The organism is Thermoactinomyces sp. FSL K6-2592, from assembly GCF_038006465.1.
Taxonomy (GTDB): Bacteria; Bacillota; Bacilli; order Thermoactinomycetales; family Thermoactinomycetaceae; genus Thermoactinomyces; species Thermoactinomyces vulgaris.
The window spans coordinates 1-16,470 of sequence record NZ_JBBOVH010000001.1 but is presented as its reverse complement, the minus strand read 5'-3'; the positions used below and the strand labels follow the sequence as shown (position 1 = coordinate 16,470).

Annotated in this window: 20 protein-coding genes and 2 pseudogenes; 16 read left to right on the top strand and 6 right to left on the bottom strand. The window is 48.4% G+C overall.

Going from position 1 to position 16,470, the window contains the following annotated elements:
* Positions 1-24: 24 nt before the first annotated feature.
* The 8 genes from NYE37_RS00110 to rpsI all read left to right on the top strand — a co-directional run bounded on the left by NYE37_RS00110 (position 25) and on the right by rpsI (position 5,726).
* Complete coding sequence (locus tag NYE37_RS00110; protein ID WP_049720822.1) at positions 25-969, top strand: DNA-directed RNA polymerase subunit alpha; 945 nt, start codon at positions 25-27, stop codon at positions 967-969.
* 23 nt (positions 970-992) lie between these two features.
* Positions 993-1,382 (top strand): 50S ribosomal protein L17, encoded by a 390-nt coding sequence (gene rplQ / locus NYE37_RS00105; RefSeq protein ID WP_037998354.1) that lies wholly within the window; start codon positions 993-995, stop codon positions 1,380-1,382.
* A gap of 79 nt (positions 1,383-1,461) precedes the next feature.
* Positions 1,462-2,301, top strand: a complete 840-nt coding sequence (locus tag NYE37_RS00100) for an energy-coupling factor transporter ATPase (protein ID WP_037998351.1) — start codon at positions 1,462-1,464, stop codon at positions 2,299-2,301.
* Positions 2,277-3,140 carry an energy-coupling factor transporter ATPase gene (locus NYE37_RS00095; RefSeq protein ID WP_198051077.1) on the top strand — a complete coding sequence of 288 codons (864 nt, stop codon included), beginning with the start codon at positions 2,277-2,279 and terminating at the stop codon, positions 3,138-3,140. Before NYE37_RS00100 ends, NYE37_RS00095 begins: the two co-directional genes overlap by 25 nt.
* The gene (locus NYE37_RS00090; RefSeq protein WP_049720824.1) at positions 3,137-3,931 is read left to right on the top strand and encodes an energy-coupling factor transporter transmembrane component T family protein; all 795 of its coding nucleotides are present in this window, start codon (positions 3,137-3,139) and stop codon (positions 3,929-3,931) included. The genes NYE37_RS00095 and NYE37_RS00090 overlap by 4 nt, the downstream gene beginning before the upstream one ends.
* A gap of 18 nt (positions 3,932-3,949) precedes the next feature.
* Positions 3,950-4,723 (top strand): tRNA pseudouridine(38-40) synthase TruA, encoded by a 774-nt coding sequence (gene truA, locus NYE37_RS00085; protein WP_037998387.1) that lies wholly within the window; start codon positions 3,950-3,952, stop codon positions 4,721-4,723.
* Positions 4,724-4,877: 154 nt separating this feature from the next.
* Positions 4,878-5,315, top strand: coding sequence for a 50S ribosomal protein L13 (gene rplM, locus NYE37_RS00080; RefSeq protein WP_037998383.1), 438 nt, complete (start codon positions 4,878-4,880; stop codon positions 5,313-5,315).
* A gap of 18 nt (positions 5,316-5,333) precedes the next feature.
* Positions 5,334-5,726 carry a 30S ribosomal protein S9 gene (gene rpsI, locus NYE37_RS00075; RefSeq protein WP_037998380.1) on the top strand — a complete coding sequence of 131 codons (393 nt, stop codon included), beginning with the start codon at positions 5,334-5,336 and terminating at the stop codon, positions 5,724-5,726.
* Positions 5,727-5,843: 117 nt separating this feature from the next.
* Here rpsI and NYE37_RS00070 read toward each other — a convergent pair.
* A pseudogene (locus tag NYE37_RS00070) lies at positions 5,844-6,197 on the bottom strand (DUF2200 domain-containing protein).
* Between the two features lie 114 nt (positions 6,198-6,311).
* A pseudogene (locus NYE37_RS00065) lies at positions 6,312-6,817 on the bottom strand (5'-methylthioadenosine/S-adenosylhomocysteine nucleosidase); the annotation flags it as partial.
* A 101-nt stretch (positions 6,818-6,918) separates the two neighbouring features.
* Between NYE37_RS00065 and NYE37_RS00060 the strand changes: the two are divergent.
* Positions 6,919-8,541 (top strand): catalase, encoded by a 1,623-nt coding sequence (locus tag NYE37_RS00060; RefSeq protein ID WP_198051090.1) that lies wholly within the window; start codon positions 6,919-6,921, stop codon positions 8,539-8,541.
* Positions 8,542-8,561: 20 nt separating this feature from the next.
* Here the strand turns inward: NYE37_RS00060 and NYE37_RS00055 are convergent, their stop codons facing one another.
* Together NYE37_RS00055 and NYE37_RS00050 are read right to left on the bottom strand one after the other, a co-directional pair.
* A complete protein-coding gene (locus NYE37_RS00055) occupies positions 8,562-9,029 on the bottom strand; it encodes an HAD family hydrolase (RefSeq protein WP_198051076.1) in 468 nt (155 codons plus the stop codon).
* Positions 8,950-9,282, bottom strand: coding sequence for an HAD family hydrolase (locus NYE37_RS00050; protein ID WP_069201566.1), 333 nt, complete (start codon positions 9,280-9,282; stop codon positions 8,950-8,952). The genes NYE37_RS00055 and NYE37_RS00050 overlap by 80 nt, the downstream gene beginning before the upstream one ends.
* Positions 9,283-9,463: 181 nt before the next feature.
* Here NYE37_RS00050 and NYE37_RS00045 point away from each other — a divergent pair, with 181 nt between their 5' ends.
* From NYE37_RS00045 to NYE37_RS00030, 4 genes are all read left to right on the top strand, one after another.
* Positions 9,464-10,279 (top strand): ZIP family metal transporter, encoded by an 816-nt coding sequence (locus tag NYE37_RS00045; protein ID WP_198051075.1) that lies wholly within the window; start codon positions 9,464-9,466, stop codon positions 10,277-10,279.
* A gap of 149 nt (positions 10,280-10,428) precedes the next feature.
* Positions 10,429-10,953 (top strand): hypothetical protein, encoded by a 525-nt coding sequence (locus NYE37_RS00040; protein ID WP_037997911.1) that lies wholly within the window; start codon positions 10,429-10,431, stop codon positions 10,951-10,953.
* A 77-nt stretch (positions 10,954-11,030) separates the two neighbouring features.
* Positions 11,031-11,762, top strand: coding sequence for an N-acetylmuramoyl-L-alanine amidase CwlD (gene cwlD, locus NYE37_RS00035; RefSeq protein ID WP_037997909.1), 732 nt, complete (start codon positions 11,031-11,033; stop codon positions 11,760-11,762).
* Positions 11,763-11,807: 45 nt separating this feature from the next.
* Positions 11,808-12,896 (top strand): Mrp/NBP35 family ATP-binding protein, encoded by a 1,089-nt coding sequence (locus NYE37_RS00030; protein ID WP_049720827.1) that lies wholly within the window; start codon positions 11,808-11,810, stop codon positions 12,894-12,896.
* Between the two features lie 27 nt (positions 12,897-12,923).
* Here the strand turns inward: NYE37_RS00030 and gerD are convergent, their stop codons facing one another.
* On the bottom strand, positions 12,924-13,541 hold the full coding sequence (gene gerD, locus NYE37_RS00025) for a spore germination lipoprotein GerD (RefSeq protein WP_037997903.1): 618 nt from the start codon (positions 13,539-13,541) through the stop codon (positions 12,924-12,926).
* A 132-nt stretch (positions 13,542-13,673) separates the two neighbouring features.
* Here gerD and NYE37_RS00020 point away from each other — a divergent pair, with 132 nt between their 5' ends.
* Positions 13,674-14,336 carry a KinB-signaling pathway activation protein gene (locus NYE37_RS00020; protein WP_049720828.1) on the top strand — a complete coding sequence of 221 codons (663 nt, stop codon included), beginning with the start codon at positions 13,674-13,676 and terminating at the stop codon, positions 14,334-14,336.
* Between the two features lie 89 nt (positions 14,337-14,425).
* On the opposite strand, the gene pdaB is transcribed toward NYE37_RS00020, so the two are convergent.
* Positions 14,426-15,190 (bottom strand): polysaccharide deacetylase family sporulation protein PdaB, encoded by a 765-nt coding sequence (pdaB, locus tag NYE37_RS00015; RefSeq protein WP_037997897.1) that lies wholly within the window; start codon positions 15,188-15,190, stop codon positions 14,426-14,428.
* Positions 15,191-15,282: 92 nt separating this feature from the next.
* On the opposite strand from pdaB, the gene NYE37_RS00010 reads away from it, so the two are divergent.
* Together NYE37_RS00010 and NYE37_RS00005 are read left to right on the top strand one after the other, a co-directional pair.
* A complete protein-coding gene (locus tag NYE37_RS00010) occupies positions 15,283-15,900 on the top strand; it encodes a stage II sporulation protein M (RefSeq protein ID WP_037997894.1) in 618 nt (205 codons plus the stop codon).
* A gap of 11 nt (positions 15,901-15,911) precedes the next feature.
* A complete protein-coding gene (locus NYE37_RS00005; protein WP_037997891.1) occupies positions 15,912-16,334 on the top strand; it encodes an OsmC family protein in 423 nt (140 codons plus the stop codon).
* The last annotated feature ends 136 nt before the right edge of the window (positions 16,335-16,470 follow it).

Genomic DNA, 16,470 nt, shown 5'->3' with positions numbered 1-16,470 from the left:
TCTGAAGGAGGGTTTGTGAGCCGTATGATTGAAATTGAAAAGCCGAAGATCGAAGCTGTGGAGATCAGTGAAGATCATCGATATGGAAAATTTGTGGTGGAACCTCTTGAACGCGGATACGGCACTACCCTGGGCAACTCTCTGCGCCGTGTCCTGCTCTCTTCATTGCCAGGAGCGGCCGTTAATTCCATCCAGATAGATGGGGTATTGCATGAGTTTTCCACAATTCCCGGAGTTGTGGAAGATACGACGGAAATTATTTTAAACTTGAAGCAGTTGGCTCTGAAGATTCATTCGGATGAAGAAAAAATCTTGGAGATCGATGTGGAAGGCCCTGGAGATGTAACCGCAGGCGACATTCGCGCGGACAGCGATGTGGAAATTTTAAACCCGGATTTGCACATTGCCACATTGAGTGATGATGCTCATTTGCGCATTCGGATGACGGCGAATCGTGGCCGCGGATATGTATCTGCTGATAAAAACAAACGTGAAGATCAACCGATTGGTGTGATTCCGGTCGATTCGATCTACACGCCGATTGAACGGGTTAACTACCAAGTGGAGAACACACGGGTTGGACAAGTCACCAACTATGATAAGCTGACATTGGAAGTATGGTCCGATGGAAGCTTGAAACCGGACGAGGCGGTAAGCCTTGGTGCGAAAATCCTGAACGAACATCTCATGTTGTTTGTCGGCTTGACCGAAGAAGCAAAAGACGCGGAAATCATGGTTGAAAAAGAGGAAGACAAGAAAGAAAAAGTCATGGAAATGACAATCGAAGAGCTCGACCTTTCGGTTCGCTCTTATAACTGTCTGAAACGGGCCGGCATTAATACGGTTCAGGAACTGACGCAAAAAACGGAAGAAGACATGATGAAAGTGCGTAACCTTGGACGCAAATCTTTGGAAGAAGTACAAAGCAAATTGGCTGAGCTTGGTTTGTCTTTGCGTAAAGAAGACTAATCTCTGAAGGGGGAGGGAAAAGCATGGCATACGCAAAACTTGGCAGAAACAGCAGCGCACGCAAAGCAATGCTTCGTGACTTGGTTACCGATCTGATCATTCATGAACGCATCGAAACCACGGAAGCAAAAGCAAAAGAAGTGCGCTCGATCGTTGAAAAAATGATTACGCTCGGAAAGCGCGGCGATTTGCACGCACGTCGTCAAGCCGCTGCCTATGTGCGTACCGATCGTTCTTACACGGTGAAAGAGGGAGAAGAAGTCACACATCAAAAAGTGAACGCAGTGAAAAAGCTGTTTGATGAGATTGCTCCCCGTTATGAAGACCGGAATGGTGGTTACACACGCATTCTCAAATTAGGACCTCGCCGTGGAGACGGTGCACCCATGGTCTTCCTTGAATTGGTAAAATAATCTTTTTTTGTTGGAAAGGGTGAGGCAGGATCCAGCACTTGGTCCTGACGTTTACCCTTTTTTCTTTTAAGGAGAAAAAATGGAACCGATCATTCAGTATGAACGAGTATGGTTTCGTTATGAACAGGAATCAGATTCCCCTTGGGTGTTGAAAGATGTCTCGCTTTCCATTGGTTCCGGGGAATATGTGAGCATTGTCGGGGGTAACGGCTCTGGCAAGTCCACACTGGCCCGGTTGGCAAACGGATTGTTGCTTCCGGTAAAGGGCCGGGTCCGGGTGGCGGACATGGATACCCGGTCGGAAGAAGATCTGTGGAATATCCGCCGGAAAGTCGGGATGGTGTTTCAAAACCCGGATAACCAAATCGTTGCGACATCCGTGGAAGACGATATTGCCTTTGGATTGGAAAATATCGGTGTTCCGCGTGCGGAAATGAAAAACAAAATCGATCAAGCGGTGAAAGCGGTCGGACTTCAGGGGTTGGAACGTGTCCAGCCCCATCACCTTTCGGGCGGACAGAAGCAAAGATTGGCCATTGCCGGAGTGCTGGTGTTGGAACCGGATGTGATCATTTTTGATGAATCCACGTCCATGCTTGATCCGGTTGGACGGAGGACGTTGCTCCATTTGATGCAATCGTTAAATGATCGGGGAACCACCATTATTCACATCACCCACTCCGCGGAAGAAGCTTTTCAGGCGGATCGAGTGATTGTCATGCATCAGGGAGAATGCAAGTTGGATCAACCGGTGAAGCAATTGTATCCCCGGGCACATTGTTTGAAACAATGGGGTTTGGCGGTTCCGCTCGAAGTGGAGTTGAAACACCGGCTCCAGAAAAAAGGCTGGCCGCTGGGAGAGATCACCGGCAAAGAAGATCTGGTGAGTGAAATATGGAGATTGTTATCCAAGACCTGAGCGTGAAATATTTGCCGAATACTCCTTTTGAGAGAGAAGCTTTGTCCCGGGTTTGCCTTCGCATTCCGAAAGGGAGTTTTGCTGCTGTGGTCGGTGGAACCGGCTCTGGAAAATCGACATTGATCCAGTGTATCGCCGGGCTGATCCGCCCCAGTGCGGGACACGTCCAGGTGGGGGACCTGGTTTGGGACGCCCGGAGCCAATCGGGATCGGCCCTCAGACGGCATGTCGGGTTGGTTTTTCAATATCCGGAACACCAGTTATTTGCGGAAACCGTAGCGGCTGATATTGCCTTCGGCTTGAAAAACCGGGGGGTGGAGGAACCGGAACGAAGTCGCCGGGTCCGATGGGCCATGGACTTGGTCGGGCTTGCGCCGGAATTATGCGATCGTTCTCCTTTTCACTTAAGCGGCGGACAGATGAGGAGGGTGGCGATTGCCGGGGTCTTGGCCTTGGAACCGGATATACTGATTCTGGACGAGCCCTCGGCCGGATTGGATCCGGAAGGGGAAGAAGAGCTGTTTGCTTTGCTTAAAAAGCTGCATCAGCAGGGGAAAACCATTGTCCTGGTGACCCATGACATGAATCACGTCGTGCGCTGTGCCGACCGGGTGTTTGTGCTGGCAGATGGAAAGCTGGTCTTGTCCGGAACGCCGGAAGAAGTGTTCAGCCGGGAGCAAAAGTGGCAGGAACTTTCTTTGGCATTGCCGTATGTCACGCAGTTGATCCTGAAAATGAACCGGAAACTGGATCCGCCGCTTCCTTTATCCATTTTTACCTTGGATGCGCTTGAAAAAGCTTTGGAAAAACGGTTTGCTTCCGGGGTGAATGCAAAATGAAAGGGTTTGTGGTGGGGTCCTATTTTCCCGGCGATTCTTTTGTTCACCGGCTGGATCCCCGGGCCAAACTGGGATTTGTTTTTGTCTTTATGATTTATGTTTTCTTTTTGGAAGCTGTTTTGCCGAGCATAGTGTTCCTTTTGTTCACGCTTGCCGCCGTCCGTGCGGCCGGGATTTCATACAAGCTTTTTTTCAGCGCACTGAAACCCGTCCTTTGGATCATTCTGTTGTCTTCCTTTTTGCATTTATGGATGAACAAAGGCGGGGATGTGGTCTTGTCTTTTTCTTTCATCACCGTTTATGAAGAGGGCATCCGCCAAGCCGGGATCATTGCCAGCCGGCTTTCCTTGCTTGTCGCCATTGCTTCGCTGCTCACGTTTACGACGTCTCCGATGGACTTGACGGACGGGATTGAAAAGATTTTGTCTCCGTTTAAAAAAGTCAGGGTTCCCGCACATGAATTGGCTTTGATGATGTCCATCGCACTCCGGTTCATCCCGACGCTGTGGGAGGAAACGGAGAAAATCCGCAAGGCGCAAATGGCGCGCGGAGTGGATTTTGGAGAGGGGAATCTGCTGAAACGGTTGAAAAAATATTTTCCGATCCTCATCCCGTTATTTGTGTCTTCTTTTCGGAGAGCGGAAGATCTGGCACTGGCCATGGAAGCCAGATGTTACCGGGGAGCGGAAGGGAGAACGAAATGGCGCCGGCTTCAGCTCACCTGGAGGGATGGGTGGCTGGTTGCCGTTTTGATCCTGTTGGGGGGCATTGTGTGGATTTTTCGCCAATAGGGAGGTGCAAAGCCCGGATTGAAAAAGATTAAACTGGTCATCGCTTACGACGGAACGGATTTTTCCGGTTTTCAAAGCCAACCTGGACAAAGAACGATTCAAGGGACACTGGAAGAAGCATTGCGGAAGATGACCGGTGAGGCGGTTTCGGTTCATGGTTCCGGCAGGACCGATGCGGGGGTTCACGCCCTTCACCAAGTTTGTCATTTTATGACTTCCAGTCCGATCCCGGTTGAAAAATATCCTTATATCTTAAGGCGTACCTTGCCGCGGGATGTATTGGCCCTTTCGGCGGAAGAAGTCCCCATGGACTTTCATGCCCGAAAAAGCGCAAAGTGGAAAACATACCGCTACCGGTTGGATTTGAGGCCGATCCCCGATTTGTTTGAGCGCCGGTTTCGCACTCATGTCCCGGTTTCGTTGGATGTGGGGAAAATGCAGGATGCGGCGGATCATCTGGTGGGCACCCATGATTTCACCTCTTTTTGTTCCGCCAAAACCGAGATCGAAGATAAGGTCCGCACGATTTACCAATGCCGCTTGGAAAAGGAGCCGGGCGGATTGGCCATCGAAGTGACCGGCAACGGTTTTCTTTATAATATGGTGCGGATTATCGCAGGGACGCTGGTGGAAGTCGGGAAAGGGAGAATCCGGCCGGAGGCGGTTCCCGGAATCATTCTGGCAAAAGACCGGCAAAAAGCGGGACCCACGTTTCCGCCGGAAGGACTGGTCCTGGTCAAAGTCGGCTATACACCTTGGAAAAATTCCGATCCCACCGCGTCTCCTTCTTGACATCGCACCTCATTTGCGATATTATAACGCTTGGTATTTTCCACTCCATGCCCCGGTGGAGTTATGTTCGGCGCAAAATCAGTCACTGATAAATGCTTCTAAAACTTGAAAATGATTAACGGTTTACCGTTTGTTGATAGAGGAGGGAATACGGATGCGTACCACCTATATGGCGAAACCCAATGAAGTGGAACGGAAGTGGTATGTGGTTGATGCCAAAGGCAAAACCTTGGGTCGTTTGGCATCGGAAGTTGCGGCATTGCTTCGCGGAAAACATAAGCCTGAGTTTACCCCGCATGTCGATACCGGGGATTTCGTGATTGTGATCAATGCAAGTCAAATTGAATTGACCGGTAAAAAATGGAACAAAAAGATCTATTACCGCCATTCCCGTTATCCGGGCGGATTGAAAGCGACTCCGGCACACGAAATGCGTGACAAACATCCGGAACGTATGATCGAATTGGCAGTCAAAGGAATGCTTCCAAAAGGAAGCCTTGGTCGCAAGCAACTCAAAAAATTAAAAGTATATGCAGGTTCCGAGCATCCTCATCAGGCACAACAGCCGGTTGAGTGGGAACTGCGTGGATAATAAAAGGAGGTAACCGATTTGGCACAAGTTCAATTTTACGGAACCGGTCGCCGTAAGGAATCGGTCGCTCGAGTTCGCCTCGTTGCCGGAGATGGACGAATCGTGATCAACGGCCGCAGCATTGATGATTATTTTGGTTTGGAAACCTTGAAAGCCATTGTTCGCCAACCGTTGGTGCTGACGGATACACAAGATCGTTATGATGTTCTGGTCAATGTTCATGGCGGCGGCTTCACAGGACAAGCCGGAGCCATTCGTCACGGAATTGCACGGGCTTTGTTGAAAGTTGATCCGGAACTTCGTCCAGCTTTGAAAAAAGCCGGTTTCCTGACACGTGACCCACGGATGAAAGAGCGTAAAAAATACGGTCTCAAAGGCGCTCGCCGTGCACCCCAATTCTCCAAACGTTAAGCTTTATATCTCAACGTTTACAAGGCCCTTTCCCGAATTGTCCGGGAAAGGGTTTTTTACATTCAAACCAAAACGAAGAAACACTGCTCCTTTTTGGAATCAGTGCTTCTTCGTTTTTCATGTGCGCAAAATGGTCTCCATTGATTTTCCACGGGCCAACTCATCGATCAGTTTATCCAAGTAGCGAATTTCCTGCATTGTTGGTTCTTCGATGTCTTTCACCCGGACACCGCAGATCACCCCTTTGATCAAGAACCGCAAAGGATTCAATTGAGGAGCTTCCAAAAAGAAGGTCTCAAGGTCAGTTTGTTTTTCCAAGTGCGCCTCTAATTCTTCTTGGCGTTATCCTGTCAACCAACGGATGATTTCATCGACTTCTTCTTTGGTTTGTCCTTTTTTTCTCCGCTTTTTTTTTACATACAGGGGATCAATTTTTGAAAAACTCATTTGGTAAATCCGGGGTTTGTTCATCATTGATTCTCCTTTTGCGATATATGGGGAAACGGAGGGAAGTCGGTGATGGACACTTAAGAGAAAGAGGCCTGTGGGTGAAATAACCATCCATACGCCTCTTTCACAACGGGATTATTTGTTTTTCAGCGTGGAAATATATTCGTTTACCACATGATACACAAGGTTTCAGCGGTATCAAGGTGGTATTTTCCCGCGTTTGTCTTATTGTTGGACATACCCAAGAACGGAACCCCATAGGCATCGGCAATTTGCGCGGCGGAGGCGCTTTCCATTTCCTCGACGGAGGTTCCGTATTTTTCATGATACTATTGGATCCGGTTCACCTCATTGTTCCAAAGGTCGGCCGAACCGATGGTGCCTTCCACCACTTTGCCGTTTTTGTATTTGTCTTTGACGGACAGAGCCGCTTTCAGCAATTTCGGATCGTCTTCATAATAACGGATCTTTTCCGCGCTCTTGACTTCCCCGGCACTGCCTTCCGAGGCCATCTGGTCCATCGGTTTCCATGTGAATGGATCGGTTCCTTGGTTGATGATGGCAACAGGATGGTACTTCTCGATGGCCAAGGCGGTGGCAGCCGCCGTGTTTTCCATTCCTTTTCCGGTTTTTACGACAATGGCCGCAGCATGGATGAAAGCGAATAAAAATTCGGTTTGGATTGAAAATAGGGGTGAATCCATTTTCAAAGGAGGAGCTTGATTTGTCTGGGAAAGATGATATGAATCATAAAATCGTTCGCGGAATACTGACCACCCGCCAAGGGCATCCGGTTTTTGACAATCAAAACATTAAAACGATTGGAAACCGGGGACCGGCAACCCTTGAAAATTATCATTTCATCGAAAAGATCTCTCACTTTGACCGGGAAGAAGTTCCGGAACGGGTGGTGCATGCACGTGGCACCGGAGCATTTGGATATTTTGAAACCTACGGGAAAGTAGGGGATGAACCGGTTGAAAAGTATACCCGTGCCAAAGTGTTTTCCGGAGCGGGAAAAAGAACCCCCGTATTGGTTCGTTTTTCCACCGTGGCCGGTGCAAAAGGATCACCGGAAACAGCCAGGGACCCACGCGGATTTGCAGTGAAAATGTATACGGAGGATGGGAACTGGGACTTGGTCGGGAACAATCTTAAAATTTTCTTTATCCGTGATCCCATGAAATTTCCGGACATGATTCACGCTTTTAAACCGGATCCTGTTTCCAATGTGCCAAATCCTCAACGGATGTTTGATTTTGTTGCCCGTTCACCGGAATCCATTCACATGATTACGTTTCTCTTTTCCCCATGGGGGATTCCCGCAACATACCGGCACATGCAAGGTTCCGGGGTAAATACGTACAAATGGGTCAATGACAAAGGAAAAGCGGTTCTGGTGAAGTATCACTGGGAACCAAAACAAGGAATCCGAAACCTGACGCAGGAAGAGGCGGAAATAATCCAGGCGAAAAACGTGGAACATGCGACACAAGATCTGTATGAAGCCATCGAGCGGGGAGATTATCCCGAATGGGAGTTGTTTGTCCAAATCATGGAGGACGGGTACCATCCCGAACTTGATTTTGATCCACTGGATGTCACAAAGCTTTGGCCGGAGGATCAGTTCCCGTGGCTGCCAGTCGGCCGGCTTGTGCTAAACCGAAACCCGGTGGACTTTCATGCAGAGATTGAACAGGCGGCGTTCGGAACCGGAGTGCTGGTGGACGGAATGGATTTTTCCGACGATAAAATGTTGCAAGGACGCACGTTCTCTTATTCGGACACCCAGCGTTACCGCATCGGGGCCAACTATTTACAATTACCGGTGAATGCCCCGAGGGTTCCGATCCGAACCAATCAGCACCGGGGTCAAATGGATCGCCGTGACCCCCGTGAATCCGGTGGAAATCCGCATATCAATTACGAACCTTCTTTGCTGGGGGGGCTGGAAGAAGCCGCCAGAGAAGGAAGCGTTCCGCATCAGCCGATGTACAATGCAGCCGCAATGAGTGCACCGATTGAGCGTACAAACGATTACGGACAAGCGGGACAGACATACCGGAGTTTTGAAGACTGGGAGCGTGACGAATTGATCAAAAACTTGTCGGATGCGCTTGCGGTTTGTGACAAGCGGATTCAGGATGCAATGATTGAACACTTTACAAAGGCGGACGAAGATTACGGACGTCGTGTGAAGAAAGGAATTGAAAAGAAAATGAAAGAGTTGGCAAAGCAAGAAAGGGAAAAAATCACGCTGCCGGGACGTGAAGCCGGACGCACCAAATTTGGCCAAGGGACGCTTTCCGCCAACCAGGCAACCAAAGAAGCCGTGCAGAAAAGCCATGAAGCGGATCCTTACTGATGGCTTCGGAAAGATGGAAATCAGGGGAACGTATTAAAAGAACTTCCTTGCTCCAAAGGAGTTCCCTTTGATTTCTCATGAAGAATGGCGATTTGTCTCAACCACGCAAAAGTTTTTTCAGCCGAAAAACAGCGCATTCCCTCTTTGACAAGGTAATCGGCTTTTTGGAAACCGTCAGGCAAAGGCTCTTCCGCCAGATAAGGAATCGCCACACAATACATTCCGGCCCGTTTGGCGGCCTCAACCCCGTATGGGGAATCCTCCACCACCAAACATTGTTCCGGGCGGATGGCGAGCTGTCTGGCGGCTTCCAAAAACACATCCGGTTCCGGCTTGCCTTTCTTGACATTTTCCGAAGAAACCACCGCATCGAAGAAAGTGGACAACCGGGTCACCGACAAGATCTCCTCAATGATGTCCGGTGAAGACCCCGAAACCAGGGCCAATGGAACCTTGTTTTCCTGAAGGATGTGCAAAAACTTTTTCATTACAGGAAAAACGTGTGTAAACCCTGTTCTTTTTCTCGATCAACACATCGACGGGATCTGAAAAAGGGTACTTTTTATTCAAATCTTCCAGCATTTCTTTTGTGCTGATGCCCACATACGGCTTTTTCATCTCAAAGTCAAAACCGGTGATTCCGTATTCCGCCAACAACTTTTTCTCCGCTTCAAAATAATTGGGCTCGCTGTCAATCAGTGTGCCATCCAAGTCAAAAATTACCGCTTGAATCCCCGACATTGCATTTCCCTCCTCACGGCATAAAACAAAAAATTGAGAGACGGTTTTATCATTAAATTCTTCTTCAAACAAAAGGTTTCTGTGTGGAACATCGGTGTTTGTTCTTTGTTAAAGCAGGAATACCTTCATGATTTTTCGGGGATTTATTAAGTAAAACGCATAAAGGAGTTTGCTTTTCGCCATGTTTGACGCGTTTTATGCTCTTCATCCGGTGATGCAGGCTTTGATTGCCACGTTGTTCACCTGGTTCATGACCGCATTGGGAGCTTCTCTGGTTTTTTTTACCAAGACGTTCAACGAAAAGTTGATGGACAGCATGTTGGGGTTTGCAGGAGGCGTGATGATTGCCGCCAGTTATTGGTCGCTGTTGTCCCCGGCCATTGAAATGTCCCGGGGCCATGCGATTGCCGATTGGTTCCCGGCGGCAACCGGTTTTATGGCCGGCGGGTTTTTTTGGGGGGCCATCGATAAAATATTGCCCCATCTCCACCCAAACGCGCCCCTCGGCCAAGCGGAAGGTTATTTTTCAAAGGAAGTGAAAAAAAGCACCTTGTTGGTGCTTGCCATCACGTTGCACAACATTCCCGAGGGACTGGCGGTGGGGGTTGCTTTCGGCTCCATCGCAGGCGGGGGAACGGAAGCTTCTCTGGCAGCCGCCGTGACACTTGCCGTCGGGATTGGAATCCAAAATTTCCCCGAAGGAATTGCGGTTTCCATGCCGCTCAGGGGAGAAGGAATGTCCCGCAGAAAGAGTTTTTTCTACGGACAGTTCTCGGGAATGGTTGAACCCGTTGCCGCCGTCATCGGCGCATTTTTTGTCACGTTCATCGGGTCGCTGTTGCCCTATGCCTTAGGTTTTGCGGCGGGCGCGATGATCTTTGTGGTGGCGGAAGAAGTGATTCCAAGCTCGCAGGAAAGAGGGAATAAAGACCTGGCCTCCATGAGCTTGATGGTCGGTTTTGTTGTGATGATGATTTTGGATGTCACTTTCGGCTGAGCCAGGATGGTTTGCCCGGAATCCACAGAGGTTGGATCCGCTTTTCTTTCCGGAGGCAATCTGCTGTTCTTTCCCGGTTCTTGTTTTTTCTTACGTTTCTTTGTCAAGAATGAAGAAAAAGAGAGTTTGGACAAAGGAGCAAACCACCGGTGGCACAAATTTTTTACTGGGATGAATGGCAGATTAAAAGAGAAGAACAAATTCGGTTAAAAGCATTGAATCAGTTTCCCTGGTCCCAATTGAAAAAAATCAAGGAAGATTTTGTAGACCCGTTTACCCATTATTGGCCCGAGTTGCGCAAAATTATGTTGTTGGAATTGGTGTACCGCATGGTTTTTGAATCATATGCGGCCGGGATGATCGAGCGGAAAAAGGCGGGGAGGCGAAAAGTGACGTTTTCCCAACCGGTTGATGCTGCTTCCCGTACTCCCCAAAACAACCAACCGGAGCAGAAAACGATTTCTCTGTCCGAATCGCTTTGCCTGATCGTCACCCAAAACGACCCGGTGGATGTTTTTATCACCAACCGCGAAAAAATATGCCGCCAATTGACGGATCAACTGGTGAAGGAATTTTCCATCTTCCGGTGGTTGGATGAATGGAATGTGCAATCGGTGATGATTTTGCTGGAAGAATTGAGCCGCATCTGGTTCCAGCAAGGCTGGAGTGAGTGAGCGATGGTTTGTACATAACTGTCCGTTTCGCCCATATACATGAAGATAGACAGGTTTAATCAAGTGAGGCGAAATGGATGGAAAAATGGTTGAAAGAACATTGGGTGTGGGCGGGAATCGTTTTGCTTTTGCTCCTGTTGCCGGCTTTGTTTTTCATGTCGAAAAATCTTATTGTATCCACATGGTCCATGCCATTAAACGGAAAAGTCATTGTATTGGATGCCGGGCACGGGGGAGCGGACGGAGGAGCGGTCAGCGAGTCCGGGCTCATCGAAAAAGACATCACATTGCAAATGGTTTTTTATTTGCGGGATTATTTGCAAGAAGCAGGGGCCTTGGTTTATCTGACCCGGGAGAGTGACCGGGATCTGGCTTCCCCGGACACAGGCAGGCTCCGTTCCCGGAAAGCAGAGGATCTCATGCGCCGGATTCATTTGGTCAAAGAGAAAAAAGCGGATGCTTTGATCAGCATCCATTTGAATGCCATTCCTTCGCCCAGATGGTCAGGAGCCCAAACGTTCTATCATCCAGCGAAAGAAGAAAACAAAAGGCTGGCGGTTTTTATCCAGTCTGAATTGGTGAAACAGCTGGGCAACACCAAGCGTTTGGCGAAACAAAAAGGGGATGTGTATATTTTGAATCATTCCCCGGTTCCGACGGCTTTGGTGGAGGTTGGGTTTTTGTCCAACCCCGCGGAAGCCGAACTTTTGTCGCAGCCGGAGTACCAAAAAAAAGTGGCGGCATCCATTTATCTGGGGATTCTCCAATATTACACAGGAAAAGAACCACCTCCAATCGTTGATCAGTAGTGTGTTATAATGGACAAGAAATCGCTTTCGATTGAGGTGTCAGCCATGCTAACCCAGGAAAAAATATTAGAAGCATTAAAAAATGTGAAAGATCCTGAAATTAACCGAAGTCTTGTCGAATTGGACATGATTCGAAATATCCGGATAAAAGGGAAAGAAGTTTCGCTGGATGTAATTTTGACCATTCAGGGTTGCCCTTTAAAATTTAAAATCCAGGAAGATGTGGAGAAGGCCATTTATCAGCTGGGAGCCGAAAAGGTGAATGTGTGCTTCGGATCGATGACAGATGAAGAACGGCAAAAACTGGCGGCAAGTTTGCGCCAGGAAGGACAGAAAGACCGCCAGAGCCAGGTTCCCCCGTTGTTGGATCCTTCCTCCAACACGCAGTTTATCGCCGTGTCCAGCGGAAAAGGCGGTGTCGGAAAATCGACCGTGACCGTGAATCTGGCCGTGGCATTGGCCCGGAAAGGGAAAAAAGTGGGCATTATTGATGCCGATATATACGGATTCAGCGTTCCGGACATGATGGGCATCGAAACGCGTCCCGTGGTGATTGGTGAGATGATTTTGCCTGTGGAACGTTTCGGCGTGAAAGTCATGTCCATGGGATTTTTTGTTCAAGACAATTCGCCGGTGGTTTGGCGCGGACCCATGTTGGGGAAAATGCTGAGAAACTTCTTCAGTGAAGTTTACTGGGGAGACCTTGATTATTTGTTGATCGATTTGCCTCCGGGAACGGGGGACGTGGCGCTGGACATTCACCAAATGATCCCGCAAAGCAAAGAAATCCTCGTGACGACTCCCCACGCAACGGCGGCGTTTGTTGCTGCACGGGCAGGCGCCATGGCACTGAATACGACCAAACATGAGCTTCTCGGTGTCGTCGAGAACATGTCCTGGTACCAAAATAAATACGGGGAGCGGGAATACGTCTTCGGCCACGGCGGAGGCAAGAAGTTGGCCGAAGAGTTAAAAGTGGATCTGTTGGCCCAGATTCCGCTCGGGGCTCCGGAGTATAAAGACATGGATGATCCGGATTTTGCCCCGGCGATCTATGATGCCGATCACCCCAATGGCAAAAGGTACGGGGATTTGGCTGAAAAATTGTTGGAAAAGGCACCGGTTGCCGGATAACGGGAGGCGGTTTTCACCGCCTCTTCATTATTGTTGGGACTGTCCGCCTTCCTGATTGCCGCCGCCACCTTGTTCGCCTTCGTCTTCACCGCCGCCTTCTTGACTGTCTTGTTTTTTGCTTTGGGCTTGTTCACCGAGCTTTTTCTGGATGCTCGGCACTTGGATCAGTTCTTCCATGATTTTTTTGGTTTCTTCCCGGTATTGCTGGCTTTTCAGGATTTGCAGGATTTGATTGGACATTTGCGGATCTTTGAAGATCTCGATCAGCATTTTTTGATATTCCGGGTCTTTCAACAAGGTTTTCATCAGCTTTTTGTTTTGTTCTTCCGTGACCTGAAACAAATTGTTGGCCACTTCCGGCTTTTGCAAAATGGTTTCCCACTCTTTTTTCATTTTGGCATCGGTAAGGGATTGGGCCAGAGCCTTTTCCATTTCTTGCGATTTCATCATGATTTTTTGTTTGAATTCAGGCTCCTGCATCAGATCCTCCAGCACTTTTTTTCCTTCTCCCGTATGCAATACGTCCAGCGTGATTTCCTTGATTTTTTGATAATCCGGCTCGGATGGCTGGGACTGATTGGAACTGCATGATACGACCGTCAACACAGGAAGGATGATTGCTACGATCCATTTTATCTTCTGCATCTTCTTTGTTCCTCCGTTTCGCGAGCTTACTCTTTTTTAATATGCGAGTTTGCCGGAGGCTTTATGCCTGACTGTCAAATCAGAATCAATTTTGGTACAATCGGTTAAGAAAACAAAACAGGAGAGACCGTTATGACTTTAAGGAAATTGATTTATTGGTTTTTCTCGACACTGATCCTCGGATGTGTTACGGCAATTATTTTGGGTTTTCTTTTTGAACAGGCGGCGGGTGAAGTGTTGTTCGGTTCCTTGACCAGTCAGCTTTTGCTTGGCTTGACCCTGGCGGCCGTTGCGGAACTCGGCTTCTTTGCCTATCTGGTGTTTAATTGGTTGGCCAAGGGATTGTTAAGAAAAAAGACAGTTTATGACACGGTGATGCTTTTATTGATCCTGATTCTGACCGGAAATTTGCTGTACTTGAATTTCGCGAAATATCAGGGAGAAGAATTCTGGCTCCACTTGCTCGTTCCCACGGTCATTGTTTTGTCGGCCATCCTGATTGCCGGCCTGAAACAAAAGTGGACGAATCAAAGCGCATACATACCCACGCTTTTTTTTGTCATCGCCGCAACAACGATTGAAGCGATTCCTTCCATCAATCCCAAGGAAGGGGAAGTCCCGCTTCTGATCATAATGCACACGGTGTTGGTCCTTCTGGTTTGCAATGCATGGCAAATTTTGCAGCTGCACCGGTGGGTGCAACCTTCGCCCGCTGAAAGGGGGAAGAAGGGGAAGTTTGCCAAGAGCACGAAGGCCGGTGCAAAAAACACCCATAAACAGAAAAAGAAAAAATAAAGGAGTCGGTTGCCGTTCAAGCGAACGGAATCGACTCTTTTTTCATGGGGAAAACGCTGATCTTATGCTATGCTTATGTAGGTGCAACGTTATTCAACGGATTGGGTATCCACCTCGGAGCCGGAGATCAATTCAGACACCGTGACAAATTCATATCCTTTCGATCGCAACCCGTCAATGATTTCCGGCAAAGCTTCGTGGGTTTGGCGACAAGAATCGCTGGCGTGCAACAAAACGATGTCTCCGGGATGGGCTTTGGTTAAAACACGTTTGACAATTTCATCTTTCCCGGGATTCATCCAGTCGCGGGAATCGGTGTCCCATTGGATGGTTTTATAACCGAGACTGTCGGCAATCTTGAGGACCCTTTTGTCAAAGTCCCCGTTCGGAAAACGGATCAGATTCGGTTTTTTGCCTGTGGCTTTTTGCAAAATCTGGTCTGCTTTTAAAATTTGAGTGCGAATTTGTTCTTCGTTGTATTGGCTGTAGTTATCATGCCGGTGACCGTGGCTTCCGATTTCATACCCCATGTTCACAATCCGTTTGACCAGGTCGGGATGGCTTTCTGCCCACGGAGAAGATAAGAAGAACGTCGCTTTTTTCAGCCCTTTTTGTTCCAAAACGTCCAAAATGGGGCCGGTGCGTTCTTCCCCCCAGCTGATATCAAAGGTTAAGGCGATTTGTTTTTTATCTGTGTCAACGCTGTAAATCGCAGACGGGCCCGGATCCAGCGGTACAAAGACCTGAATGTTTTTGTTTTCCGCATAAAAGATCCCGGCTGCAAAGAATAGAACAAGAAGGATAAGAATACTCCGTTTCAGACGTTTGCCTGAAAGCACAAGAAAAAAATTCATTGTGTCGGTCCCTCCCCCGAATCAACATCTATCCTAAATGTATGCGTGAGGACGAGGGTTATGATTGTTTGTCCATAAAAAGGAGTGGAAATATGAAAAAGTGGTGGTCCGCCATTCGCGAAGAAAGAAGATATTTTACGATGATGGCTGTCGTGTTTGTCACCAGTGCCGTGACCGGTTACTTCCAAGGGGATTCGTTGACAACCTTTCTGAAACAAGCCGGGGTGTTTGAGGAAATTGAAAAAGTGGTGCAATCCATCCAAAGTCAGCCGACGTTTTTGAATGCATTTGTCTCGATCTTTCTGAATAACTTGTTTGCCACGATGATGATCATTTTATTGGGCGCTTTGTTTTTCGGAATCTATCCCTTTTCGGCCATGCTGATGAACGGAATGCTGTTGGGAACCACCCTTTACGTCGCATCCCATGATTCGGGACAAAATCCCTGGGCCATCTTTGTCCAGTCGATCTTGCCCCATGGTATCATGGAATTGCCGGCATTGTTTATGGCTGCCGGTTTGGGGATTCATTTGGGAATGGCCGTGTTGAGGCGGGTTTTATCGGTCTTTTCAAGCGAACGGATGCAGGCCAGCATTGCTGAATGGAAAAGGATTCGAAGCCGGCTGGTGCCCAATCTTACGGCCATTGTGGTGCTGCTGTTTTTAGCGGCTGTTGTTGAGGCGGCCTTGATTATATATGGAATATCCTAGGAGGAATAGAAATGAAAGTGAATGTGACATGGCAAGGAAAGATGCGGTTTGAAACGGAAACGCCGTCCGGACATACGGTGACAATGGATGCCGCACCGGAAGTCGGCGGGGAAAACAAAGGCCCCCGACCGACAGAAATGGTTTTGTCGGCAGTAGGAACCTGTTCCGCGATTGATATTGTCGATATTCTGCGGAAGATGCGTTTGAATGTGGAAGGATTCGCAATGGAGGTGGAAGGGGAACGGGCAGAAGATCATCCCCGCCGCTTCACCAAAGTGCACATGCATTATGTGTTAAAAGGGGATCTTCCCGAAGAAAAAGTCCGTCGGGCTGTACAGCTTTCCGTTGAGAAGTATTGCTCGGTTTCCAATTCATTAAATGCCCGGATCTCTTCCAGTTTTGAAATCAATGGGAAAAGATATGAAATGGATTGAGTTGGCCGCTTGGTCGCGGGGATTTTGAGGTCCCCGCCATTTTTTTCGATTTTATTTTTAAAAAAAGTGTTGACTTATGTCGGTGAAGGTGATAATATCGTATTTGTCGCCGCGAGAGAGCGGCAAACATAAAGCG